The following is a 23224-nucleotide window of genomic DNA, read 5'->3' on the forward strand; positions in this document are numbered from 1 at the left end:
AGCTAGCTCCCTACTAAAGACAATAATCACAATACTTTAATTATAAAATTAATAACTAAGAATGGTTGCATATTATTATGACTTTGATTACCTCCAGTACTAGCTACATCTAGAAAGTGAGTATGGGTTCCATTCAAACCTATAGCTATTCCTGTATTAGAAGGTAATATAGCATCTTGTCTAATAGTATTGTTATAACCTCTATCTGTATTATTAACTAGAAAGTTCCCAGGCCCTTGGGTGTCATCTGTAGTAGCAGCAGGATTGATTTGATGGGTATGTCCTGGATCTATTACTGTGTGTCCATGATCTCCATTTGATGTAGTGCTACCAGTGTGGACATGGCTAGGCATCTCATTAGTAGTAAGGGTATGTTTCTCTGCACCACCTTGCATACCTAGAGTATAAGTAGTAGTACCACTATTACCTGTTCCCATTGGAACTCTATAAGAAAGATTAGGTAGATTAAAAGTTGTACTACCATCTCCAGTACCATAAGTAGTACCGATTAAAGTAAATAAGGCGGCATAACTAGTTCTACTAACAGCTTGACCATTAGCAATAAGCCAATTAGTATCTGGGGCACCACTAGCAGCGTAAGGAAGTATTGTTCCTAATGGAACTGATACTGCTTTAACAAATGCTGTAGTAGCAATAGTAGTATCATTGCTGGTAGATGGAGGAGTTGGTGCTTTAGGTATACCAACGAATGTTGGACTGTCTAGATTAGCTTTAATGGCACCTAAAGAAGTAATAGCTTGATTAATTGCAGCAAGACTATTAGTTAGAGTGGTTACACTAGCTTCTAAATCAGTAGCTCTATCTTCTAGATCAGCTATATCAGCTACTATATCAGCTATATCAGCTAGTATCTCATTTCTAAGTGTAGTAATAAGAGAATTAAGTTCACCTTCACCAAAAATATCATCTCTTAAAGTATCTAATTCAGTAGTTAAAGTTTCACAGCATTCTTCTAGATCAGTGATAAAAGAGAATTCATGAACTACATCTTCTAGATCATAAATAGTAGATGCTGGTTGTGTTCCAGTATGGTTTGAGCGTTCAGTAACCGCATCTAGATTACTGTCATAGATGGCGCAGGTCAAAGGTTGGTTAGTCTGACTTCGTTTAATTATTTGAGTCATATATAATTTATATATCTATCTTATTGAATACTAATTTCTCATATACTCTACTAGAGTAAATAGCATACTTACTGGGTATGTTTCTACTATGAGAAATAAAAGAAAGGTTCAGACTGCGAGTGAAGCAACGAATCAGGCAGTAGGAAAGATACAAACTACTGTGCTAATTAGACCGCAGAATGCTAATCAGGAGAGATATGTACATAGTATTAAGAACAATCTAATTACTATTGGGATAGGCCCTGCTGGTACAGGGAGGAGTTTATTAGCTTTATATGAAGGGTGTCGATTAATTAATAATAGTAACTCAGATATAGAGAAAATAATCTACCTGCGAGCTAATGTAGGAATGGAAGAAGAGAAGTCCTTGGGGGCGCTACCTGGAATGTTATCCGATAAGGTAGCGCCTCTTGCTTATCCAGTATTAGATTCTCTAATACAATTCATGGGTGAGGGGCAAGCTAAATATCTAGTAGAAACAGGTAAGATTGAAGTACTTCCTATAGCTATGGTAAGAGGTAGAAGCTTTGCTAATAGATTTATCATCTGTGATGAGTGTCAATCATGCAGCCCCCATATGATTAAGACTATTCTTACTAGAATTAGTTATGGTTCTAAGATGGTATTATGTGGTGACCATTCTCAAAGGGATACTAGTAGATATAGTGATGGATTATTAGATGCAATAAATAGATTAGGCGGGTTGGATGATATAGGAATAGTTAGGTTTAATAGAAATGATGTAGTAAGGCATCCTATTATTCAACACATTCTCAGTAGGTACGAAAGTTAGTTAGTATTCCATTAAGGGCGGCTAATTTACCTATTGCAGAAGAAAAGAAAAGCTTTGTAAAATTATGCCGCCCTCTCTTATTAAAGTAAGCTATGTATACACTTAACTCCTTAGCTAACTCTTCTTTCTCATAGGAGTTCATATGTTTAATATCTGCTCCAGTCATAGACATTAATTCTAGAAATCTATCTTTCTCAATATCAGAAAAAGTAACATTAGACATTGACTTTTACCTCATAAATATGATTGGATTATAGTATATTGTGACTCCCTTTGCTACATATATATCTAAGAAAACAGATATCGTAGCCCTAGTAATCTATTATGGAGTAAGTAGTGATTGACTTATGAAATAATAGGTTCCTGTCCTTAATTTAAGATGGGACAAACCCATCCTCTAGATTAAATCGACAGGTGGTGACTCAGTGATACGGATACTTCATAGTAAAACTCTACAAGTGAGTTTCAAACCCTAAAAGTAAAAGATGAGATTAAACAAATACATAAAAGTTTGTGTTTACTAGTTATTCTAATAGTTTCTAATTAAAAGTTTTTCTAACAGGGATTTGATACCGAGGGCGCAAGCCTTTACTTGTACCGCGACCCCCACGCGAGAATTACTTCGTTGAAATAAGTTAGTAACCTTAATCAGGTGAAAGTCTTATTGAGGAGGAAAGAAACTGGGGGAGGGGAAGGAGGTTACTATAAGCAACGGCTCATCTAGATTACCAATTAGGGGGAGGAGCAATGAAAAATAGACCATCTCTATAAAGTAGATGGCTGAGTCTACCACAAATATTATTAATAAGTCAATAATTAAAGTAATTTAAAAGTTAAATAAATATTAAAACAGGCGGCTAGTTATGCCGCCTGTTTTAATAAGGAGATAATTTAACTAAGGATAGTCAAATGGAATTAACAAATGAAGATATAACAAATAAAATAGCAGAATTATTAAAATCTCTTTCTGCTAATGGATTAATTAATATTACTTCTCATAGAAAGATAGAGCAAGCGCTACTTATTAAAAGTGGATTTCATAATATATGCTTCCATATGTTTAGGGATGAAAATTTTGATAGGGAGGAGAAAGTAGAAGAAAGTAAACCTGGACAATTCTATTTAGAAGGGGACTATATAATATTTCATCATAGTAATTGGAAAAAATATTACTATAACCGATTATATATAGCATGGTCTCTTAATAACCAAGTTGCATTAGATATTGAAGTTATCCCCAAAGGAAAAATAGAAGTCAAGATAATCGGAAATAATAAGAATTATAAGTTTGAAGTAGTGGATTAAATTTATGGGAAGAAATAAAACAGGTAGATGGTGGAGCAGTAGATCAGATGAGCACGAGTATGATGAACCTAATGGGAGTGGTTTTGTCAGATGCGATTATGACCAAGATGGAAACTTAATGGGATACGAACATGCTGACTTGGGTAGTGATAGAGAAAGTAAAGGTTTTCTTTTGAGATTTAGAGAGTGGATATTTAAAAAGAATAGCTTTAAGGCAGATATGAAATTTACTCCTCAAAGATATCCTAAAGTAGAAGTAACAGAAGAAGGATTAATTGAAAGAAGGCATACTTATTCCTATGTAACAGCAGGGGATGACATATATGACTGTGTAGAAGAGATAGATACCTATGAGTTAGATGAGAATGAAGATTGGGAAACCTTCCTAAACAGGGAGAAAGGAAGACCCCATATCAGAAATTGGGAAGAAAAAGATCTAGCAGAAGATATAAATATAGACTATCCTTTATCTGAACAAGATGAATTAATAGATAGATATGGAGCTCAAGCTTACTTTTTGGATGAAAATGGAGAGCCTTTAGAATGGGAAGAAGAATAAAGTTATCATCTCCTTTAGATTTCGATAGGAGAAAGGAGATAAATTTACCTATCTTTGAATTACTAAACTCTATTCTAGAGAAGAAACCCCTACATGAAGTCAAATTAGGACATAGATCTTATGTAAGGAATCTAGAGCAATCTCTCTTAGTTGAGAGTGGATTACATCAAATGAGTATTCTGATATCTAGAGATTTTTCTAAAGATAAACAAGAACTTACTAAGATAGAAATAGAGGGTAAGAGCTATATAGAAGGAGACTATGTAGTAACTTGCTATAGAAGTGGGGAAGATAAGTATCTTAGATATTTCCATAACAAATTTGATTTAACATGGATGCCTAACCCTCTAGTTAAAGGCAACAATTACTCAGAAGAAGAATGGTTTTATTACAGAATCAAATCAGTAGAAGGTAAATTAATAGGAAGGCATGATTACAAAAAAGAAGATGAGGGTAAATATATTCTGAAGCTGACTACTGATTGGTATAAATAATTAGATTAGGCGGCTAGTTGTGCCGCCTAATACATTTCAATATACAGGTAAACAAACAATGGATAGATACATCTACAATTACAATAGAGAACTAGGTATTGCTTCTATTGAAGATAGAATTAGTGGCATCAGGGTATTAACTATTCTATATAACAATGAGATACCTGAACTAAAGAGAGCTACTTACATGGCTTATCTGGCAGCTAGATATAGTAGAAGTGATCTTTCTATTGCAGATATAGCTGGTGATGTATTAGCTAAAGGTAAATTTACAAATTCTATGAGGACTATAGTTCATAACTATGGTCATAGTTCGGTAGCAGATTTAGGTAATGTTTTAGTTTGTATAGAAGAGGTGCCGGGATTTGTAGCTGATAGATTCTTCTATACTAATTACTGCGTAGCTGGTCAACAGAGAAGTAGTAGATATCAAGACTTTAGTAAAGCTAAATGGGCGGCTTGGGATGTATCTCTGTTTAACTATCTTAAGAATAATAATTCTACTGAATTAGAACTAGAATACGATTCCATAATGAGGGAGAGTATAGAGAACTATACAGAAAGTATTGAAGTAACTAAAGATCACCTAGCAGATATGTTCTCTATTGATAGAAACCTATCTAGTACAAGGGGAGTATTAAATTCTAGAAGTTTAGACTGTAGTAGATTCCTATTACCTATAGGAGCTAATAGTTCTTTTGCTGCTCTTATGTCATTGCGTAATTGGTCTACTTACATAAGACAATGTAAGGGATCTAGTAGCTATGTAGAAAGACAAATAGGTGAAATGTTACTAGATCTACTAAAAGGTAATGAGGAATTAAGTAAGTTAGGGTATGTACCTGAAGGTGATGTACTTATTAGACATACAGATCCAGTTTACTTTGAAGAAGAAGTAGTTTATCAACTAATAGAAGTTCTTAGGGGACATAGAAAAGATAACTTTAATGTATCTTTATTTGTAGAAGATATGTGGAGCCTAGTTACATCTCCTAATGTTTACACTAGTTGGAACGGTACACATAATGATCTATTAGAGAAGCTACATTTACTAGATAATCCAATAGACTTTCCTGATATAGATGACTATGTTGATGGGAGAAATGAAGACGCGCTTCTTAAAGAATTAAGCGAGATATTATTTTCTTCTTATAGTCAATACAACACTATGGGAGATATAGGAATAAGCGGCGCTATTGCTATAGATGGTATGGCTGATATGGGTTCTTTAAGAGATTTAGTTAGACATAGGAGTCTAAATAAATTCATACCTCTATATAACAATAACGTTAATTTCTTAAATGAATTACGTAGGGAAGAGAGTTTATGTTATCTATTGCCTGCTTATACTCAAGGTAATCCTGCTTTTAGAAAGTGGTATACAGATAGACTAAACAATACCTATAAAAGAATAAAAGATTGGGTTAGTAAGGCTAGTAATCAAGGAATAGATGACAGGATAGTAATGGAATATGGTAGATATCTACTACCATTTGCTCATTGTACTTTCTATAGATTCTATGGTGATATGGATAAGTTTAATTACACTATCCGTACTAGGGTTAGAAATGGTGGACATATTAACTATAGATTGCTAGTTTATAAATGGTTAAAAAGTCTAGCTAACTCAGATAAGATATGGGGTTATTTATTAGATGTAATAGATGAACCTAATATTTTATCTGAACATGAGTTTCTAGATAGAAGTTAGATATTAAATAGATAGATTCCTAGTGTAGTATTCATTAGGAATCTATTAGATAGGAGATATATGGAACAAGATTTAATTAATGAATTAAATAGAAGAGAGAGAAACTATTCACTGTTAAATATATTGAATAAAGGTATATGTCCTAGTTGTAATACAAGAAGTATAGAAGTATTAGTTAATGGAAATTGGTCATGTCCTGAATGTAAAAGAGTATATTACAGTAATTATGAAGTAAGAGGTAAGAATGTCAAAAAGAAATAAAGGATTTACTTATCTAAAAGCTCTTGAGAATGGATGGTTCCAGTCTTATAAATGCCCAATCAAGATTCATCTACTAGAAAATTATCTTTTAAAGACTTGTGATAGAGATAAATTAACTAAAGCTATAAGTTATAGTCTTACCTGGACAGGCCCTAATAGGCATAATAGGGAATGGGATATATTTCATAATGCTTATAGAGGTGATACTACTAACTTAGCTGTTTATTCTCTAAAAGAAGAAGTAAATTCAATAGATGATTTAATAGTAATAGACTATTCAATACTAATGAGAGAAGGAAAAGAGTTAGATGAATTTAAAGCTAATAATAGTTCTTTCATAGAGGAACTATTAGGGAAATTAAAGCGAATATGGAACAGAAAAGAGATGTAATTAGAACTATAACTAATACCTATAGAGAACCTATTACTATATATTCAGATTACTTTCAAATAAATAAAGCAAAATTGTTCCCAGATGAAACTGTTATATTACCCCTATCAATTCCAGAGGAATATTCTTTATATGAGTTTGAGATTATAGAGGATAGAAGAGTAGTAGGTGTATATATAGGCTTAGTATTAAGGGAATTTCTAGAGACCTAATATTACTAATTGAATATTAGTATCTATAGACCCTTTGTTTTGGATAGTTAAATTAAAAGGGGGAGTTTTACTTACTATAGTATTAACAGATCCATTATCCAGGAATATTATTTTAGATGTTATATCTAAAGAGTTTGTTCCTATAGTATTAGCGGGCATTTGACATCTAATTAATTCAGTACTTTTGATAAAGAGATTTCTTACATAGTTTATACCTATAGATAAGAGATCAATATTAGTAGTAGCCGATGGAATTAGATTGAAAGTAGATTTATGTAATTTACTATTAGGGATAGTAAGAAATAGGGTCTTCTCTATAAAAGATACTTCATCTTCTAGGGTTGAGTTAGAAGATGGAGATCTAGAATACTTAACAGACAAACCTAAAGAATAGGATAAGGAAAGATCCATAGTTAATAATTAATAATGGTTTAAGTAAGTATATGAAAGGAGAGAGTGATAACTGTGAGTGAATTATTTATTCACTGTCCTATAGCTTATAGAGAGAATTGTGCATTGTATGAAATATCTTGTAGTAAATGTGGAGCTAATAATGAAAGTCATCCATTTAGATATTCACCTATATCAACAAAGGAGGAATTAAGTTATAGAAAGCATCCATATTATTTAAAAGTCACTAAAGAAAGTAGAGAGAGATTGAGAGAAGAAAGAAGGCAATTAATTTCTAGTAGTGAACATAAGAGAGGAGTAAAGAGTAATAGAGAAGGTAGAAAGATAGAGAATAGAATAATAGAGAAGATAGGAGCTAGATCAACATTAGCTAGTGGAGCTAGATACGAGAAAGGGGATGGGGTAATTAGGATAGGTGATAGGGAATATAGAATAGAACATAAGAGTAGATTAAATGGTAAGAATATATTAGGCCCAAAGAAAGAAGAGTGGGAGAAAGGTAGATGGCAGAGAATAGATATATTTATTACTACTGATGCAGTTACTAATAAGAGTATAGTAACTATGGATCTAAATATATTTAATGAAATATTAGGGATAGAAGAATCTAATGCCGCCTAAGAAACAATCTACTGAAGATATCAGCCAAGAAGAAAATCTATCTAATGAAGATAAATTGAAACTGTTAGATAGTATCTTAACTAAGAAATATGGTGATAGTTATTATGGTAAGAAAAGAAAGATAGAGGATATTAAATTTATATCTACAGGATGTTTATCTCTTGATGAAGTCTTAGGAAAAGGTGTTGCTGAAAGTAGATTAATAGAATTATATGGGCCGGAATCATCTGCTAAGTCTACTATTGCACAAACTATAGTTGCTTCTTTCCAAAGACAAGGAAAAATATGTGCTTATATAGATGCAGAGTTCGCTTTAGATACTAAATATGCTGCCATGTTGGGAGTAGATATAGATAGTTTAATTATTATCCAAGGTAAGAATGCTGAGGAAAATTTAGAAGCCCTTAGAACATTAACTAGCTGTGGATATGTATCTTTTGTAGTAGTAGATTCAGTAGCTAGTCTAGTTCCTAAAGTTATTATGGAGAAGGGTGTAGATGAATCTACTATGGCATTATTAGCTAGATATATGTCGGCAGTAACACCGCAAGTAGTTAGTTATTGTGGTAAGAGTAAATGCTCAGTGTTATACATTAATCAATTACGTGCCTCAATGAATATGTATGGGCCTAGTACTAGTACTAGTGGAGGTAATAGTTTAAAATACTATGCTTCTACTAGATTAGAAACTAAGAGAGGGAAACCTATTAAGAAAGATGGTAAAGATGTAGGTATTACAGTTGAGTTAAAAGCGGCTAAGAATAAATGTTCTAGACCGTTTATTAGTAGAGAGTTGACTATTCTATTTCCATATAAGAATAGTGATGGTGAATGGGTAGCTGGAATAGATTGGTTTAGTGACTTAGTAGATACAGCTATAGATAGAGATATTATTATTAAGACGGGCAGTTACTTCCAGTACGGCTCACTTAGAACTCAAGGTCTAGAAACATTTAAAGAAGCTTTATCTAAGGAGCCTACTTTAATAGAGAGTATTAGAACTAAGTTGTATGATGAAGAATACATAGAAGAATATGACGGAACAGAAGAAGAGATCCAGGCGGCCTAGAAGTTCTAGTTATGAATCAATGTCAGTAGGAGAGTTACTAAAGAAAAGAGAAGAAGCATTAGACATAATTAGGAATATAGATAATGTACTAATAAAAGTAAATCAAGCTATTAATCCTGGTGTATATGCTTCTAATCCTATTACTAGTAATAGATTATCATCTAACGATTATGGAAGAGTACAAGAACTTACTAGTGGCAATAAACTATATCCTATCAGTGATAAATATTTAGAAAGTACTTCCCTTAATGAGAAAGGTGCTGTAGAATTAGATGCGATAGTTTCTATTCTTCCGCCTGAACATAACGAATTAAGTATTGAGTCAGAAGGATATATAGGAGTTTCAGAAGGTGGAATTCCTATTAATCAAGGAGAGATAGAAAGGGAAAACTTATTAAAAGAGATTGGTAAATATTTCTAATGGAAAGACAAGAACAAAGTATAAAGAAAGGAGATCTATTATTGTTTAATAGGAATGGCACTATTAGAACAGGTATAGTTCAGACTAAAGGTAGATCAAGAATCAGTATTAATGTAGCTCAAATGAAAACTAATACTCAGATTCCAGTAGATAGTGAACTAGTTCCAGTAACGATTTATGTTACTAAAGAAGTATTAAATATGCTAGAAGTAGCATAGATACTAAATGAATTAATTACTACTTAGGCGGCTAATTTAGCCGCCTATTTTATTGAAAACTTTAGCTAATAGAGCTACTAATAAATGAATAACTTATTATTTGATAACTGGTTAGAATTCTTAAGAAGTAAAAGATATAAACAAATAAGGAATCAATTAGGTAAGCCTAATAAAAAGTCATATTGTTGTCTAGGAGTGGCTTGTTTAGTTTGTATCCAACAAGGAATAATTACAGAAGAGGAAGTAATATGGAATAATTCATTTCCCCCTACTAATATAAGAAGTTATTTCGGATTAGATAGTGATGCTATTTTATGGGGAACAGATAAACCTAAATATAGCAATAAGGTAATGCTAGTTTTAAGCGAAATGAATGATAGTGGGAAATTTAAGTTCTCAGATATTGCTGATTGGTTAGAGAAGCATAGAGAAATATATTTGAGTAGTTAATATGGGAAAACATAAGAAAGGTAGATGGAGTAGAGATTCTTCTGATTATGAATATGATGAGTGGGCAAAGAAAGGAACCTGGATTAGCTGTAATTATAATGAAAAAGGAGAGAGAATATCATTTGAAGAATACGATGATGATAATGAAGAATCAAATAGAGAAAAGTCAAGTAGTTTCTTAAAAGTTCTTTTAGGCACCTTTAATATATTTAGAGTATTCAGTCCAGCTAAATCTAGCAAAGGAGAGATTACTTATTCTTATAGTACTGCTGGAGATGATGGAGATTCTTGTATGGAATATTTAGATGTTCCTTTAAGCAATAATCCATCAGAAGAAGAGATAGAGCAGTCTAAAAGAGATAAGAGATTTAAAGAGAGATGGAGTCTATGGCATCTAATGACTTTTAGAAGTAAGCATGAAATAGTAGCTGATAATATGGACTACTATGATTTATTAGCAGATGAAAAAGAATTAGAAGAAACCTCTGATATATCTTACTTAGTAGATAAGATTATCTCAGATGAAAAATTAACCCAAGAAGAGTTAGATAAAGTTAATCCTTTTTATGAAGAAGAAGGATTATACAATGATGACTATTTATATGAAGATTAAATAGTTAATCTAGCCGCCTATTTTATTAACTATGTAAGGAGAAAAGTATGACTTTAAATGCAGATGCTATTACTATCAGACAAGCTAAGAAGTGTATAGATACAATGTATAAGATTAAGAGTCCTCTTATGCTTATGGGATCTCCTGGTATTGGAAAGAGCCAGATAGTAGCCCAGTATGCTAAGGATAATGATCTAGAGTTAGTAGATGTGCGATTACCTCAATTAAGTCCAGAAGATTTAAGAGGTTTCTTTATTCCAGACCATGAGAATAAGTTAGCAGTATGTTATCCTCCTTCATTTCTTCCTAGAAAGAAGAATAGTAAAGGAATATTATTCTTTGATGAATTAAATAGAGGAGATATAAGAGTACAGAATGCCGCATTACAACTCATTCTAGATAGATGTCTAGGTGACACCTATACACTACCAGAAGAATGGAGTATTGTAGCTGCTAGTAATTGGGATGATGCTGGTACAGATATGATGAGTGCCGCATTAGCTGATAGATTTACCCATCTAAATGTTATCTGTAGTTCTGAAGAATGGATAGAAGATTATGCTGTTCCTTATGGAATACATCCTTCAATAATTAGTTTTATAAAGAGGCACCCTCAACTAATTAATAGTAGTGATCTAAAAGGAACTAATAAATCTAATAGTGATAATTTAATAGTTCCAAGTCCTCGTTCTTATTCAGTATGTTCTGATATTTTAAAGAACGAAAAAGATATGACTGTGATTGAATATCTTATTAGGGGAAGGGTAGGTAATATAGTTACTGCTGAATTGATGAAAGTTATTCTAGAAGCTAACTTATTGCCTGATATAGAAGACCTATTTCTTTTAGCAGATGGACACAAAACTAAACTAACTGAAAAGCTAAAGGATATTAACAGTATCACAGCACTTTATACCCTAGCTTATGGAGTAGTAGGTTTCTCTTCTAAAGAAGAACATTATAAACTAGCAACTATTATCTTTACTGTTCTTAATCAGATTAAAACTGATACTAAGACTAGTAGAAAAGAAGTTAGCAAGTTAGGTATGAATCTTCTTTTAGAAAGAATGGTAGATAATCATCCTACATATGCAGATAGGTTTGTTAGTAGTGAAGAGTATGAAGAATTTGAAAGAGTTAGCTGATGTAAATAAAGAGAAAGTAGTAGAAGAGGCAGTCATTAAACTAATTACTAGATATTCTGATTTAAGTTCCATTATCTTATGGACTCCTAGAATACTAGTAGATAAGAATATGGTTGCTTCTACTGATGGAAAGGTCATCTTTATAGGAGATGACTTTTTCTTTTATGAAGCAGATAAAGAGCAGCCTGCTATTATTCTTCATGAAGCACTACATATAGCACTTAATCATATTCCTAGGTTTAATAGATTAGTTAATGGGAATATGAAGATATTTAATATTGCTGGGGACTGTATCATTAATGGAATTATAGAAGGCATGGGTTCTATATGTCTTCCTAAAGATGCACTCACTTTAGATAAAGTTATTAAGGAGTATGGAGTTAGTAAAGATATATCTGATTGGAGTACAGATAGTTTATATAACTATTTAATTAACCAATCAGAAGCAAATAAAGAAAAGTTAGAAGAGTTAATGGGAGAGGGAGACTTAGAAGATTCAGAAGGATTAGATAGATATTCTCTAGATGAAATAGATCCTTCTATTAAAGACTTCATAGAATCTAGTGATACTACTAGAGAGTTAATATGGCAAGGGAAGATGGCGGGCATATCTTCTACTAATCCTATATTTAGAAAGATTAGAGAAAACTATGTAGTCCATACTAAATGGGAACCTATCTTAAGAAGATTCCTCTTAAGTCAGTTTACTGATAGAAGGATAGATGATTACCTGCGCCCTAGTAAAAGAATGATAGCTCTAGAAGGATATAGTCCTATTATTACTCCTAATAATATTAGAGAACCTAATAATAAAAGATTAGGAATAGTAATAGATACTTCTGGTTCTATTGATGAAGGAATACTTACTAGATTCTCTCATGAAGTAGATGCTATTCAGAAGCAATGTAGGGTTGATATTAAGTTAGTGTATGCAGATGATAGAGTATGTGCTTCTTATGATGTTCCTTATAAGAATGGCTTACTAACAAAGTTAATAGCTAGTAATAAGATAGAACCTAAAGGAGGAGGAGGTACTGATTTTGTACCCGCTATTAAGTATCTTCTAGGAGAAAAGATAGATGTAATAGTTTATATGACTGATATGGAAGGATACTTTGGGGATTTTAATTTAAAGAAGGTAGTATGGGCGGCTACTAATGACAGTATTAAAGCCCCATACGGTAGGACTATCTATATATGGTAATGGAAAAACAAATAGTTAAATCATTAGAAGAGTTAGCTAAATTAATCTGCTACTCTAATCTTAAATTCTTTAGTACTTCTAATAAGAATTTAGAGAATGATGTGATTGTCGTAAAGTATCAGATGGATTATGAGAAAGAAATCTATCTTGTTAATAAAGATGGAATTATTCTTAATTATGAAGGCACTCAAGAGTTACTTAGGATTCTCATGGAACATTTCAACATACCAGTAATTAAGATAAGAACCAACTTTCATAAATTAGGATTCCATTCTTATGACCTTACTGAATATATATATCTAACAAGACCTGCTATGTTAGAGAGTATGAAAGTTAGGAAAGAATTAAAAAATTTACTTGAAGAAGTAGGTTTAGAAAAACATGAGATTGATAGATTATGTAAATCTGAATGAGAATATTAGGTTTAGAGATTTAAAGGAACTAAATAGAATTAAGGAAGAGGGTGGTAATGCTATGGTCTTTGAGGATATTCAAAGATCATATGGAGTAATAATTAATCTTGTTTGTCAGGCAGATCTAAACTTCTTTAGTAAATGGGGAGTAAGTAAAGATACTGCAATAGTTAAGTTGTGTATTAATCAAAGAGATGAGTTTGTTCTACTTGAACAAGTTGGACGAGGTTCTTATCCCATCTCTAGAATAAAAGGGGAATGTATTAATCTCTTAAGAGAGCACTATGATATCCCTTTAGTTAGATTAAGTAGATCGCCTGAAGTAGCCCATAACTCTTGGCGGCAGTTTACAGATCCTAGAATAGAACTATGGGAATTAACAATACAGATTCAGTTGAGTAGAAAGAGTATGCAAGAGATGGTTAAGATGAGAAAGGAATTAAAGGATTTATTAAATAGAGTAAATTTAAAAGGCTACTCTATAGAAGAGCTAATGAGAATAGAAGAATGCAATTCATTGAAACCAAAGAAATAGACTTCTATTATCTAACTCATAAAGAAGATGTAGAGTATTTAGTTAATAAGCTATCTACTCTACATCTAATAGGACTAGATACTGAAGTATATCCACTAACTAAGAAGTATGGTAAGAGAGCATCTGCTTTAGATCCTCATACTTCTAGAGTTAGATTGATACAGATTAATTGGATAGGTAACAAGACTCCTTATATAGTAGATGTACTTCTAATAGGAGAAGAGAACTTAGGTCTCCTTATAGATCAACTCATGAGAGAAGATCTGACTAAGAATATATTCAATAGTAAGTATGATTTAAAGGCTATTAAAAGTACATTTGATGTATGGATGCCTAGTACTTATTGTACTTTAGTTCTAATGCAGAGATTAGGTGTTTGTACTGGATTCAAATCTAGTAAGATGAGGGGTAATTCTTATAAGGCTTTATGTAGAGATTACTTTGGTATTCATCTATCTAAGATAGAAGCTACTTCAGATTGGTCTAATCCTAATCTAAGTAGAGAACAGCTTATCTATGCAGCATTAGATGTAGGTGCGCCTAAGGATAGTAATCATTACTCTCTTCTATTAGAAGGACATGGGTTATTAGATCTAACACTTAGACAACCATATCCAGAAGGCTATGATTGCGGTCAGGTAATAGATCTTAATCAAGAGGTTAACTATCACCTAGCTAGAGTTGAGTATAGGGGTATGCCTGTTAATAGAATTCTATTAGAGAAATTAAAAGTATCTAATGAGAAAGAATTACAGGAAAGAAAACTAAGATTATGTAAAGATTTAGGTTTACCAGTACTTCAGAAGTTAAAGAAGACCAAAGATGGAATGATTCCTGAGGTTTATGTAACAGAGAAAGTTAGTAAAGTTCTTAATTCTCCTAAGAAGTTAGTTGAGTTATTAAAAGATAAGTTAAGTAAGTTAGGTATAGTACTAGATAATTTACAAGGTGAGACATTAATTAAAGCGCTTAGTAAATTAAAAGAAGATAAGGATAATAGTGATGAGGTAGATGAAGAAGGCGACCTAGAAGAAGAGATATGGATTAATGAACTAGAGTTTGGTATTGATCTAATAGATAACCTACTTGCCTATAAGAAATTAATTAAGGCATTAGGTACTGATTATCTAGAGTTAATTAATCCTGTTACTAGTTGTGTACATTCCCATTTCAATACTACTGGTACTAGTACAGATAGAATGAGTAGTGGCGGCAAGGAATCATTTAACTGTCAACAGATATCTCAGAAGAAGCATAAGATTAAAGCTCTTCCTATAGAAGAATTTATTTATAGTGATTCTATTATCTATTACTAACTATGGCTGACTATCATGAGATAACAATGCGGCATGTATTCCAGCCAGTTAAAGGAATGCTTTGGGCTAGTTGCCTAGCCGCAGATAGTCTTATTACAACTACTAATAATGGATTAGTTCCTATTTCAAAGATAGATATAGGAACTAACGTTCATTGTTCTGAAGGAGTTGGTAAGGTTGTAACTAAAGTAAATAAGGGGCTGAAGTCTACTTATAAAGTTACAACTAACTTGGGATATTCTATAAAAGCGACATTAGACCATAAGTTTCTAGTATGTAACTCTGGTAGTTTCTTATGGAAAGAATTATCAGCAATAGAGGAAAATGACTATATTGTTCTGAATAAAGGAAATTATTCTATTGATAGAAGTAACTGTAAGTTTAAAGAGAATGAGCTTTTAAATAATGCTATAGCTCAATTAACTAAGCCTACTTATAAATATATATGTAAATACTGTAACTCTATTGAAACGCAGAAAAGTGGAGGGGGATATCTAAAGTGCTTTTCCTGCGGCCGAAGTCAAAAGGTTCTAGAAGAAAATAGAAGAACTATACATGAAGGAAATAAAATCCTTTTAAGTTCAAGAGAGATATCCTCAGACCTTGCTGAATTTCTTGGATTATTTATAGCAGACGGAAATATTACCCACAATAAAGAAGTACCTAGAACTGTAGGAATTTCTTTAGGGGACTCTTATGAAGAATTAGAAGAATGGTTAGTTGACTTGGGATTAAAGTATTTCGGTAGAAAGTTTGTTCACAGAGGAAAAGGAGATTATAGATTAGAAAGTACAGGTTTAGCTAGCTGGCTTAAAACTATTAAAGTAAATAGCTCTACTATACAAATACCTATGGAAATATATTCGGCACCTTTAAATGTAATAGGGTCTTTTATGAAGGGTCTATTTGAAGGCGACGGTTATATAACAAAGTATGATAGAAGAACTATATCTATAGTTAGTAAATGCTATAAGTTCTTACAAGACATACAAGTTCTATTACTAAAATTAGGTATATTAAGTACCCTAAGGGAAAAGGGTTGCTCTACTAACTATGGTAAATTTAAAGGTGGTGAATTAAGTATATCCACTATTTCGTCAATTAAAATATTCCATGAACTAATAGGGTTTAGAACTAAAGAGAAAAATAATCGACTGAATTTCTTTATATCAGAAAGAAATTCAAGAGATAAAACTTCTGGTATACCTGGAGAATTTATCAATCTAAAAGAAAAGAGAGTAAGTTTAGAGAGAGCTGTAAAAGTTAGCAATAATTCTAGATTGCTGAACCCAAATATATTTTATGACAAGATAAAAGCTGTTGATTATATAGGAGAAGAAGAAGTATGGGATATAGAAGTAGAAGGTACACATTCTTTTGACGCTAATGGATTTACAGTCCATAATTGTGACTTCAGTGCCCAAGAAGGTCGCATAGCAGGCGCACTATCTAACGACCCTAATATAATTAAAATCTATAGACTCGCTAAGGATTATGAGCTAGGTATAATTCCTAGACCTTTAGATCCTAATGGCAACCCCTATGATGATCCAAACGCAGACATTCATTTGATTGCAGCCAGTAATCTACATCCAGAAGTACTTAGACTTCTAATAGAAGAACCTTGGCTATGTAGTCCTAAGATTAATGAGCTAGTAAAAGAGTACAGACAAAAAGGAAAGATACTCAACTATAGTCTGATTTATCTAGCTAGTGCTGAGTCTCTAGCAGAGGACTTAAAATGTGATGTAAAGGGTGCTCAGAAAGCTATAGATGACTACTTTAGTTATCCTAATGGCTTTTATATGTTAGGAAGATGGCTAAGAAGTAATAGTCTAGCTGGTACAGAAAGAAAATGGATTAGAACTTTCTTTAATAGTATGTGCTTTACTAATGACTCTAACGCCAAAGGTTTAGATAATAAAGGAACAGTGGGCAGAAAGTCTGTAAATAGCTTAGTGCAAGGAGCTGGAGCAGTTCAATCTAAGATAGGCTTCTTAAACATACAAAAAGCTTTCGATAAATTAAACAGTAAGTACAAAAATGTTGTACGTAATAGGGAAGCATGTGTGTTAAACGTTATACATGATGAAGCAAATTCACTTATACCTGGGGACTGTCATGTAGAGAGAGTACTAACACCAAGTAAAGATAATCCAGCTAACAATATAGTTACATTCAAGCATAGCTTCGATGCCAATATAGGAGAACATGCATTAGCAATGGAATATGGGGCGGCTATGAAGAAAGGTATGGAAGATGCGATGCAATATACATTTGATCTAATAGGTAGTGATATGCCAGCAGGTTCTAGTATTGAGATTGGTAAATGGTGGATTCATTAGATTAACAAACAAGAGAAGGCTAGTTTAATTTTTCTAGCCTTCTCTTGTTTGTTAAAAGATATTTAAGAGGAATAAAAGAATGGGTAGAAATAAAAAGGGAGAAGATTGGACTAATAGATCCGAGGATTATGAATATGATGAGCCTAATAATGAAGGTAAATATATTAGATGTGACTATGATCAGAATAATGAACTAATGGGATTTGAAGAATCTCATTTAAATAGTGATTCAGAGAATAGAAGTTGGCTTCTTAGATTTAGGAAATGGATGTTTGGAGATAAGATGTCTGATGCTTGGCTAGAAGTATGTAATAGAAGACCACCTAAGATTGAAATTAATGATGGTGAAGAATATGTAAGAGAACATAATTGGTCTTATGTAACTGCTGGTGAAGACATATATGACTGTAAAGAAACAGTAGATGAAGAATTTAAACAAGAATGGGAAGAGTCTGATTTAAGCTCAGGAATAAATATAGAGTTCCCAATGTCAGAACAGGATATGTTATTAGACAGATATGGTTTAGAGGCTTACTTTTTAGAAGAGGAATAACTAGTGAGTACTAAAATAATAAGGCGGTATTCTAAAGAAGAGAAACTAATAAGTAATAGAAGAACAATAGATATGTTAAATAAATACTTAAGTAGTATTCAAATAAGTAATTGTCTTCTGAAAGATAAACATCTAAGAATGTTAGAGCAAACTTTAGTTTTAAATAGTGATTTATCTCATTTATCTTTCTGCCTAATAAAAAACAGAGAAGGAGATGGAATAAGTCAAAAGGTAGAGAATAAACAGACAGGTAAATTTGAGCTAAAAGAACAATACATTTGCTATTGTCAAAGTAATTGGATTACTTATTACAGAAATGAGTTTGAATTTAGCTGGCAGGTAAATGAATTATTGAATAAATTTCAAGCTGAAAGGTATGAAGAGTTAGAGGATGGAGTATCTATAGATAGACTACATGATTATAGATATCTTAACTCAGGTAAGACAATAGGTAAGTTGGTATACAGAAATTGTTATAGAAAAGGAGATAAAGGTCGATTTATCCTTCTATTAGATAACAATCTATCTATTTAATAATTAAGGAACATGTTAAAGAAGTAAGCTATGAAATCTAAAAGGTTATTTCTATATGCAATATCTTTAGAAGGTAACGTAATTCCTTTAGGAAAAGACTATAAACCTATTAGTTATATAGGACTGAAAGAATTTCTATATAGACTACTATGTCAATTAGACTGGAAGATTAGGTCATTGCTAAATGGAATCTGAATCAAATAGTTATTGGAGTAATTGTGTAGTAGAAGGGGTTAAAGCTTATTTAGCTGACCCCTTTTATATTGACATAGAAGTGAAATGGGCCCCTCTTCAATGGCCTATAGAGAGTATATGTCATATCTATTGGTTAGATAGAAGAGTAGGTAGATATTACCACTTCTCTTCTGAAGATAAAGACTTAAGCATATTTAGACAAATATGGTTTAAAGGAAATGTAAAGAGATATTTAAATTTAAGGAGATGAGTATGAAAATATCAAGTAAAAGTTACATAGGGTTGTTATCTGTATCACTAGGAATGGTAATAATAGGTGTGACAGTTAGACAGAATGGAAGAGTAATAGTACATCAGCAAGACAATGAGAATACTAAATATTGGGTAGCTTGTTTCTATAAAGGAAGCGGGCAGATTAATCCAGCTCAACCACCAGTTAGTTTTCCTTCTACTAGAGTTAGTGGGACTCATGCTTATCAACAAGCAATGACTAAGGCGCGAACTTATGTGACTCAAACAGGAGAAATACAAAATAAGAGATCTATTGCTGTAGTAAAGAAAGATGTTGTACCAGAATGTGCTAATTACTTTAGAGATAATACTGGAGAAAGAATAATAACTTTGATCTATTCTCCTATTAGAGGGATGAATACTTATGATAGTAAGAAGAAAGAAGATATACCTGAAGATTAAATCTATGGAATAGATAGCCAAGTGGTAAGGCGCTGAGATGGGCAGTTCGATTCAGCCTCTATTCCTATTCAATAGGAGGGAAACTTAATGACAACAGTAGACTTTAATTCTCTAGTAGAAGAGAAAGTAGAAGAGATTCTGAAAGCAAAAAGTACATATTTAGAAACCTATTTAGCTAGATATGTACAAATTAATGGATATGGAGGAAAACTTTTTGTTCTTAAGAAAGATAATGAAGAGATATATAAGTTAGTAGGAAATCCAGGCCATTTCCCTTTTCCTTTATGTTGGGAATATATAGAGAAGATGGCAAATCAATATGGAAAATTAACTAACTTATCAGTTAATGATGTGGAGTTAGTAATAGAAAGCCCAGATATAAGAATTAATAAAGAAGGGTTAGTATGTAAGATTTATTTTAGGAGTACCGAGTTGATTTAAGATGCATTTAACCGAAAAGAAAAGTATTATTCCATTGTTTATAGGGGCTATCTTCATGGTTAATTTGATAACAAGAGTAACTGTATACCCAAATAACGTAGTGGTGTATGAATCAAATGAAGAATATAACATATGGAAAGTATGCTTTTATGATAGTAATGATGAGCTTAATCCTAGATATCCCCCTAAAGAGTTTCTAGCTAATGGAAGTAGTGGATACTATAAATCTGTAAGAGAAGCGAAGTATTATCTAAGGCTTTATGGAGAAGCTAGAAATAGAAAAGCTACGGCAGTTATATTAAAGGTCGGTCTTAGTAATTGTAATCCTGTAGCTGATCAAAACAGTGGAGAGAGAGTAATAAAGATGATATATGATCCAGAGAATAGAATATATAGGATTCTGGACAGTAAGAAAGAATTAGAACTTCTAAAAGAACCAGGAGAAAGCTTTGTTAGATTTGGAATTGATAGAAAGCCTCCTAAGAAAAAGTAAAGTAGCTAATCCAATAGAATACATGTGGTCTTTTAGATTAAAAGGTGAGACCATAATCTATGGTAGTAGTAAGTCTGATGTGATAACTATTAAACATTACTTAGGAGAGCTATCTGTACCTAGTGATTTACCAGATTACTTTAACCTAGCTGACTTAATAGAGAAATCAGTTATGTTAGGTAGTCTAAGTAGTAGCATTTCTTCTAAAGGAATAAAAGTTAGCTATAGCTATCCTATTAGTATTAATAACTTACTAGAAATAAAACTCTTTAATAAAGCCATTAAAGAGTTTTATAAAGAGTTAGCTACTGTCGATAAGACTTTTAATAAGAAAGCAGAACTTAATTTAAAGACACCTGATTCAAAGATATCTAGAAGAATTGATCTAGATTATTTAGAAAGAGATCTAGGAGAAGATAATGAAAGTAAAAATCAATGACTGTAACAAGTGGAAGAAAGATATTAGTTTAGTGGCTTCAAGAATAGATAAGAAACCAACTAATTTAATAGAAGGCACCTTACATCTAATTTTTAATGATGAAGAGAATAAGCTTGTTATTAAAGCTAGTAAATCTGAATCGTTCTATATAAGCAGAAACATCCAGGATTATATAGAGATTATAGAAGGCGGCGAGATTTATGTTAATGCTAGTTCTATTACTTCTCTAAATGATAATTTGATTAAAGATAGTTCTTTAACTATAGAATCAGATGGTTCTCAATTAGTATATGAGATACCTAAATATGGTTCAATATCAGAGCCATTATTCACTAGCGCAGACCCCTTTCCTGTAGTAGAAGAAGATATTAGTAAGCCTTCTATACTTATTAAATTAGAAGATAAGCAGGATAAGTTAATAGATATCATATCTAAGGTATCTAATATTTCTATCTCTCCTATAGAGATAAATGTAACAACATCTAATGTTAGTATCTATGCTCAAACAGAATATAGTTTGATTAAATATGTACTAAATCTAGATAATGAGGAAGACTATAGAATAGTTATTCCTAATAGTTTTGTAAAGAATCTATCTCTAATAAAAGGAGAAGAGAATAGATTATATGGATTACAATCTCCTATTGCATTAAAAGCTGTATCAAATAAAGGTACTCTACATGTACTAGGAACAGATGTAGAAATAGGGGAGTATTCTGTTCTAGATGAATCAATGAAAGAAAGGTATAAAGCTAGAGGTTTAGTAGATGCAACAGAATTCCTTCAGGCATTATCTATACAAAGCTATAGATCTACAGAAGTAACTGATAGTATTAGTTTGGAGTTAAAGAAAGATAACTTAAAGATTAAAGGTACTAATACTAAATCAGCCTCAGTAATATCTAGTAGTTCTAATGACTCTTTTAGAGAAGTAAAGATTCCTATTAATGCTGTAGCTAGTATTAATAATCTATTAAGTAACTATGGACTACTTCTTATAGATTTCTATGAGAATGATATGGATGAAGGTAGTGTCAGCAGTTTGCTAATTCACCCAGGAGAAGCTTGTGATGTAGATTGTTATATACTTCTATATGAACAAGTAATTCTATCCTAATGAAGATTATTTATCTAATAATAGATTATCTAAAAGTAAGATATTCTATTAGAGAGATAGTAGATATTGCTTTTGAATTATGCTGGGAGCTATTTAATGAAGAAGTAGAGATTAGAATAGAATTAGCTAATCTCTCTTCATTAGAAAGACATATTAGGATGAAAGATAGTGATGTAGTAATAATGCTATCTACCCATCCTAATCCCAGGATTAGTTTAGGTATTCTATACCCTTTAAGTTTATGTAATAATTTAAAGAAACCCTATCTGTTAATAAAGATTAAGTGACATGGAAACAAGTGTAATTAAATGGGCGGCTCTTCCTCATTGTCCAGAAGGTCAATTTAGTAAACCAAGGGAAACTGATGCTGGATTTGATATTAAAGCAGCAGAAACAGTTATAGTTAATCCCTACGATAGATTAGATTTTTCTTGGGAAGATGTTGGATTCGTAGATAATTTAAGGGAAGAGATACCTGATCTGTTCCAGGCTTCTTATAATGAAGAGTTATTTTATAACAAGGGAGTTAGGTTTAAAGGTAAGGTTTTAGTAAGATATATAGATTCTAGTTATAGTATTGCTATATACGATTTAATTAAAGATGTCTTACCTTCAGCCAACATAAATGAAATAGACGATAATAGTTTAGTTATAGGTAGTAATCATGAAGATATAAATAATGAACTGATTACTAGTATTAATAAACTAGTAGGTGTTATAGGATGTGAAAGAAAAGTAGTCCTTCAGAGAAAGAAATATAAACCCTTACTTATCAAAACTGGTATAGTAATTCAACCACAAGAATTAAGTTGGAATGGTTTATATCTACGTTCTAGTATGAGTAAATACGCTATTAGTCAACCTCATTCAGTAGGAATAGTAGATATGGAATATGATAATGAGTTGTTCATTAGTGTATATTCCTTAGAAGGTATTACAGTTATTACTAGAGGAGAAAGGATAGCTCAACTAGTTCCACACTTTATAGATAAAAATATAGTTCTTGATAAAGTAGAAAGAGATAACTTAATTAAGTTTAATAGAGGGGGCTTTGGTCATAGTGGTACTAGTTTAAAGGTAGCTTAATTTATAGATTTATATTAATAGAGAGTTCTTAACTAAACTCT

General features: G+C 32.0%; 29 protein-coding genes. 26 read left to right on the forward strand and 3 right to left on the reverse strand.

Annotated features, from left to right (window positions below; all coding sequences use genetic code 11):
• Nucleotides 1-26 precede the first annotated feature (26 nt).
• Nucleotides 27-1106, reverse strand: coding sequence for a tail fiber protein (locus tag AACW45_RS11965; RefSeq protein ID WP_190627977.1), 1080 nt, complete (start codon nt 1104-1106; stop codon nt 27-29).
• Nucleotides 1107-1305: 199 nt separating this feature from the next.
• On the opposite strand from AACW45_RS11965, the gene AACW45_RS11970 reads away from it, so the two are divergent.
• The gene (locus tag AACW45_RS11970) at nt 1306-1938 is read left to right on the forward strand and encodes a PhoH family protein (protein WP_190627979.1); all 633 of its coding nucleotides are present in this window, start codon (nt 1306-1308) and stop codon (nt 1936-1938) included.
• Here the strand turns inward: AACW45_RS11970 and AACW45_RS11975 are convergent.
• Complete coding sequence (locus AACW45_RS11975) at nt 1919-2161, reverse strand: hypothetical protein (RefSeq protein ID WP_190627981.1); 243 nt, start codon at nt 2159-2161, stop codon at nt 1919-1921. The genes AACW45_RS11970 and AACW45_RS11975 overlap by 20 nt on opposite strands.
• 686 nt (nt 2162-2847) lie before the next feature.
• On the opposite strand from AACW45_RS11975, the gene AACW45_RS11980 reads away from it, so the two are divergent.
• The 5 genes from AACW45_RS11980 to AACW45_RS12000 all read left to right on the forward strand — a co-directional run bounded on the left by AACW45_RS11980 (nt 2848) and on the right by AACW45_RS12000 (nt 6659).
• A complete protein-coding gene (locus AACW45_RS11980) occupies nt 2848-3243 on the forward strand; it encodes a hypothetical protein (RefSeq protein WP_190627983.1) in 396 nt (131 codons plus the stop codon).
• A 4-nt stretch (nt 3244-3247) separates the two neighbouring features.
• Nucleotides 3248-3802 (forward strand): hypothetical protein, encoded by a 555-nt coding sequence (locus AACW45_RS11985; RefSeq protein ID WP_190627985.1) that lies wholly within the window; start codon nt 3248-3250, stop codon nt 3800-3802.
• Nucleotides 3787-4296, forward strand: coding sequence for a hypothetical protein (locus AACW45_RS11990; protein WP_190627987.1), 510 nt, complete (start codon nt 3787-3789; stop codon nt 4294-4296). Before AACW45_RS11985 ends, AACW45_RS11990 begins: the two co-directional genes overlap by 16 nt.
• A 58-nt stretch (nt 4297-4354) precedes the next feature.
• Complete coding sequence (locus AACW45_RS11995; RefSeq protein WP_190627989.1) at nt 4355-6007, forward strand: FAD-dependent thymidylate synthase; 1653 nt, start codon at nt 4355-4357, stop codon at nt 6005-6007.
• A 244-nt stretch (nt 6008-6251) separates the two neighbouring features.
• Complete coding sequence (locus AACW45_RS12000) at nt 6252-6659, forward strand: hypothetical protein (RefSeq protein ID WP_190627991.1); 408 nt, start codon at nt 6252-6254, stop codon at nt 6657-6659.
• Nucleotides 6660-6859: 200 nt separating this feature from the next.
• Here AACW45_RS12000 and AACW45_RS12005 read toward each other — a convergent pair whose 3' ends face one another.
• Complete coding sequence (locus tag AACW45_RS12005) at nt 6860-7282, reverse strand: hypothetical protein (RefSeq protein WP_190627993.1); 423 nt, start codon at nt 7280-7282, stop codon at nt 6860-6862.
• A gap of 54 nt (nt 7283-7336) precedes the next feature.
• Between AACW45_RS12005 and AACW45_RS12010 the strand changes: the two genes are divergently transcribed.
• From AACW45_RS12010 to AACW45_RS12105, 20 genes are all read left to right on the forward strand, one after another.
• Nucleotides 7337-7903, forward strand: a complete 567-nt coding sequence (locus AACW45_RS12010) for a hypothetical protein (protein WP_190627995.1) — start codon at nt 7337-7339, stop codon at nt 7901-7903.
• Nucleotides 7893-8972 carry a recombinase RecA gene (locus AACW45_RS12015; RefSeq protein ID WP_190627997.1) on the forward strand — a complete coding sequence of 360 codons (1080 nt, stop codon included), beginning with the start codon at nt 7893-7895 and terminating at the stop codon, nt 8970-8972. Before AACW45_RS12010 ends, AACW45_RS12015 begins: the two co-directional genes overlap by 11 nt.
• A 19-nt stretch (nt 8973-8991) precedes the next feature.
• Nucleotides 8992-9393 carry a hypothetical protein gene (locus tag AACW45_RS12020; RefSeq protein ID WP_190627998.1) on the forward strand — a complete coding sequence of 134 codons (402 nt, stop codon included), beginning with the start codon at nt 8992-8994 and terminating at the stop codon, nt 9391-9393.
• Nucleotides 9393-9611: a hypothetical protein gene (locus AACW45_RS12025; RefSeq protein WP_190628000.1), complete on the forward strand. Its 219-nt coding sequence runs from the start codon at nt 9393-9395 to the stop codon at nt 9609-9611. Before AACW45_RS12020 ends, AACW45_RS12025 begins: the two co-directional genes overlap by 1 nt.
• 84 nt (nt 9612-9695) lie before the next feature.
• Nucleotides 9696-10061 (forward strand): hypothetical protein, encoded by a 366-nt coding sequence (locus tag AACW45_RS12030; RefSeq protein WP_190628002.1) that lies wholly within the window; start codon nt 9696-9698, stop codon nt 10059-10061.
• Between the two features lies 1 nt (nt 10062).
• Nucleotides 10063-10674 (forward strand): hypothetical protein, encoded by a 612-nt coding sequence (locus AACW45_RS12035; RefSeq protein ID WP_190628005.1) that lies wholly within the window; start codon nt 10063-10065, stop codon nt 10672-10674.
• A 47-nt stretch (nt 10675-10721) separates the two neighbouring features.
• Entirely contained in the window at nt 10722-11819 is a 1098-nt protein-coding gene (locus tag AACW45_RS12040) for an AAA family ATPase (RefSeq protein ID WP_190628007.1), read from the forward strand.
• Nucleotides 11794-13023, forward strand: a complete 1230-nt coding sequence (locus AACW45_RS12045; protein WP_190628009.1) for a vWA domain-containing protein — start codon at nt 11794-11796, stop codon at nt 13021-13023. Before AACW45_RS12040 ends, AACW45_RS12045 begins: the two co-directional genes overlap by 26 nt.
• Nucleotides 13017-13436 (forward strand): hypothetical protein, encoded by a 420-nt coding sequence (locus tag AACW45_RS12050; protein WP_190628011.1) that lies wholly within the window; start codon nt 13017-13019, stop codon nt 13434-13436. The genes AACW45_RS12045 and AACW45_RS12050 overlap by 7 nt, the downstream gene beginning before the upstream one ends.
• Nucleotides 13405-13971, forward strand: a complete 567-nt coding sequence (locus AACW45_RS12055) for a hypothetical protein (RefSeq protein WP_190628013.1) — start codon at nt 13405-13407, stop codon at nt 13969-13971. Before AACW45_RS12050 ends, AACW45_RS12055 begins: the two co-directional genes overlap by 32 nt.
• Nucleotides 13944-15287: a hypothetical protein gene (locus AACW45_RS12060; protein WP_190628015.1), complete on the forward strand. Its 1344-nt coding sequence runs from the start codon at nt 13944-13946 to the stop codon at nt 15285-15287. The genes AACW45_RS12055 and AACW45_RS12060 overlap by 28 nt, the downstream gene beginning before the upstream one ends.
• 2 nt (nt 15288-15289) lie before the next feature.
• Nucleotides 15290-17632 (forward strand): DNA polymerase, encoded by a 2343-nt coding sequence (locus AACW45_RS12065; protein ID WP_190628017.1) that lies wholly within the window; start codon nt 15290-15292, stop codon nt 17630-17632.
• A gap of 79 nt (nt 17633-17711) precedes the next feature.
• Complete coding sequence (locus AACW45_RS12070; protein WP_190628019.1) at nt 17712-18185, forward strand: hypothetical protein; 474 nt, start codon at nt 17712-17714, stop codon at nt 18183-18185.
• Between the two features lie 3 nt (nt 18186-18188).
• The gene (locus tag AACW45_RS12075) at nt 18189-18719 is read left to right on the forward strand and encodes a hypothetical protein (protein WP_190628021.1); all 531 of its coding nucleotides are present in this window, start codon (nt 18189-18191) and stop codon (nt 18717-18719) included.
• 447 nt (nt 18720-19166) lie between these two features.
• Nucleotides 19167-19607 (forward strand): hypothetical protein, encoded by a 441-nt coding sequence (locus AACW45_RS12080; RefSeq protein ID WP_190628023.1) that lies wholly within the window; start codon nt 19167-19169, stop codon nt 19605-19607.
• A gap of 87 nt (nt 19608-19694) precedes the next feature.
• Nucleotides 19695-20048 carry a hypothetical protein gene (locus AACW45_RS12085; RefSeq protein ID WP_190628026.1) on the forward strand — a complete coding sequence of 118 codons (354 nt, stop codon included), beginning with the start codon at nt 19695-19697 and terminating at the stop codon, nt 20046-20048.
• A gap of 1 nt (nt 20049) precedes the next feature.
• Nucleotides 20050-20541: a hypothetical protein gene (locus AACW45_RS12090; protein WP_190628028.1), complete on the forward strand. Its 492-nt coding sequence runs from the start codon at nt 20050-20052 to the stop codon at nt 20539-20541.
• Entirely contained in the window at nt 20498-20980 is a 483-nt protein-coding gene (locus AACW45_RS12095) for a hypothetical protein (protein ID WP_190628030.1), read from the forward strand. The genes AACW45_RS12090 and AACW45_RS12095 overlap by 44 nt, the downstream gene beginning before the upstream one ends.
• Entirely contained in the window at nt 20961-22097 is a 1137-nt protein-coding gene (locus tag AACW45_RS12100) for a hypothetical protein (RefSeq protein WP_190628032.1), read from the forward strand. The genes AACW45_RS12095 and AACW45_RS12100 overlap by 20 nt, the downstream gene beginning before the upstream one ends.
• A gap of 288 nt (nt 22098-22385) precedes the next feature.
• Nucleotides 22386-23183: a hypothetical protein gene (locus tag AACW45_RS12105; RefSeq protein WP_190628034.1), complete on the forward strand. Its 798-nt coding sequence runs from the start codon at nt 22386-22388 to the stop codon at nt 23181-23183.
• The last annotated feature ends 41 nt before the right edge of the window (nt 23184-23224 follow it).

It is taken from the genome of Calothrix sp. FACHB-168, assembly GCF_963889195.1.
Classification (GTDB): domain Bacteria; phylum Cyanobacteriota; class Cyanobacteriia; order Cyanobacteriales; family Nostocaceae; genus Aulosira; species Aulosira anomala_A.

Excerpts from the sequence above, each read along its gene's own strand:
- AACW45_RS12090 (WP_190628028.1), top strand. The coding sequence starts at position 20,050 with ATGCATTTAACCGAAAAGAAAAGTATTATTCCATTGTTTATAGGGGCT.
- AACW45_RS12060 (WP_190628015.1), top strand. The coding sequence starts at position 13,944 with ATGCAATTCATTGAAACCAAAGAAATAGACTTCTATTATCTAACTCAT.
- AACW45_RS12045 (WP_190628009.1), top strand. The coding sequence starts at position 11,794 with ATGAAGAATTTGAAAGAGTTAGCTGATGTAAATAAAGAGAAAGTAGTA.
- AACW45_RS12035 (WP_190628005.1), top strand. The coding sequence starts at position 10,063 with ATGGGAAAACATAAGAAAGGTAGATGGAGTAGAGATTCTTCTGATTAT.
- AACW45_RS12080 (WP_190628023.1), top strand. The coding sequence starts at position 19,167 with ATGAAAATATCAAGTAAAAGTTACATAGGGTTGTTATCTGTATCACTA.
- AACW45_RS12050 (WP_190628011.1), top strand. The coding sequence starts at position 13,017 with ATGGTAATGGAAAAACAAATAGTTAAATCATTAGAAGAGTTAGCTAAA.
- AACW45_RS12025 (WP_190628000.1), top strand. The coding sequence starts at position 9,393 with ATGGAAAGACAAGAACAAAGTATAAAGAAAGGAGATCTATTATTGTTT.
- AACW45_RS12085 (WP_190628026.1), top strand. The coding sequence starts at position 19,695 with ATGACAACAGTAGACTTTAATTCTCTAGTAGAAGAGAAAGTAGAAGAG.
- AACW45_RS12040 (WP_190628007.1), top strand. The coding sequence starts at position 10,722 with ATGACTTTAAATGCAGATGCTATTACTATCAGACAAGCTAAGAAGTGT.
- AACW45_RS12000 (WP_190627991.1), top strand. The coding sequence starts at position 6,252 with ATGTCAAAAAGAAATAAAGGATTTACTTATCTAAAAGCTCTTGAGAAT.
- AACW45_RS12055 (WP_190628013.1), top strand. The coding sequence starts at position 13,405 with ATGAGATTGATAGATTATGTAAATCTGAATGAGAATATTAGGTTTAGA.
- AACW45_RS11980 (WP_190627983.1), top strand. The coding sequence starts at position 2,848 with ATGGAATTAACAAATGAAGATATAACAAATAAAATAGCAGAATTATTA.
- AACW45_RS12005 (WP_190627993.1), bottom strand. The coding sequence starts at position 7,282 with ATGGATCTTTCCTTATCCTATTCTTTAGGTTTGTCTGTTAAGTATTCT.
- AACW45_RS12100 (WP_190628032.1), top strand. The coding sequence starts at position 20,961 with ATGAAAGTAAAAATCAATGACTGTAACAAGTGGAAGAAAGATATTAGT.
- AACW45_RS11995 (WP_190627989.1), top strand. The coding sequence starts at position 4,355 with ATGGATAGATACATCTACAATTACAATAGAGAACTAGGTATTGCTTCT.
- AACW45_RS12070 (WP_190628019.1), top strand. The coding sequence starts at position 17,712 with ATGGGTAGAAATAAAAAGGGAGAAGATTGGACTAATAGATCCGAGGAT.
- AACW45_RS12015 (WP_190627997.1), top strand. The coding sequence starts at position 7,893 with ATGCCGCCTAAGAAACAATCTACTGAAGATATCAGCCAAGAAGAAAAT.
- AACW45_RS11985 (WP_190627985.1), top strand. The coding sequence starts at position 3,248 with ATGGGAAGAAATAAAACAGGTAGATGGTGGAGCAGTAGATCAGATGAG.
- AACW45_RS11990 (WP_190627987.1), top strand. The coding sequence starts at position 3,787 with ATGGGAAGAAGAATAAAGTTATCATCTCCTTTAGATTTCGATAGGAGA.
- AACW45_RS12065 (WP_190628017.1), top strand. The coding sequence starts at position 15,290 with ATGGCTGACTATCATGAGATAACAATGCGGCATGTATTCCAGCCAGTT.
- AACW45_RS12020 (WP_190627998.1), top strand. The coding sequence starts at position 8,992 with ATGTCAGTAGGAGAGTTACTAAAGAAAAGAGAAGAAGCATTAGACATA.
- AACW45_RS12105 (WP_190628034.1), top strand. The coding sequence starts at position 22,386 with ATGGAAACAAGTGTAATTAAATGGGCGGCTCTTCCTCATTGTCCAGAA.
- AACW45_RS12030 (WP_190628002.1), top strand. The coding sequence starts at position 9,696 with ATGAATAACTTATTATTTGATAACTGGTTAGAATTCTTAAGAAGTAAA.
- AACW45_RS11975 (WP_190627981.1), bottom strand. The coding sequence starts at position 2,161 with ATGTCTAATGTTACTTTTTCTGATATTGAGAAAGATAGATTTCTAGAA.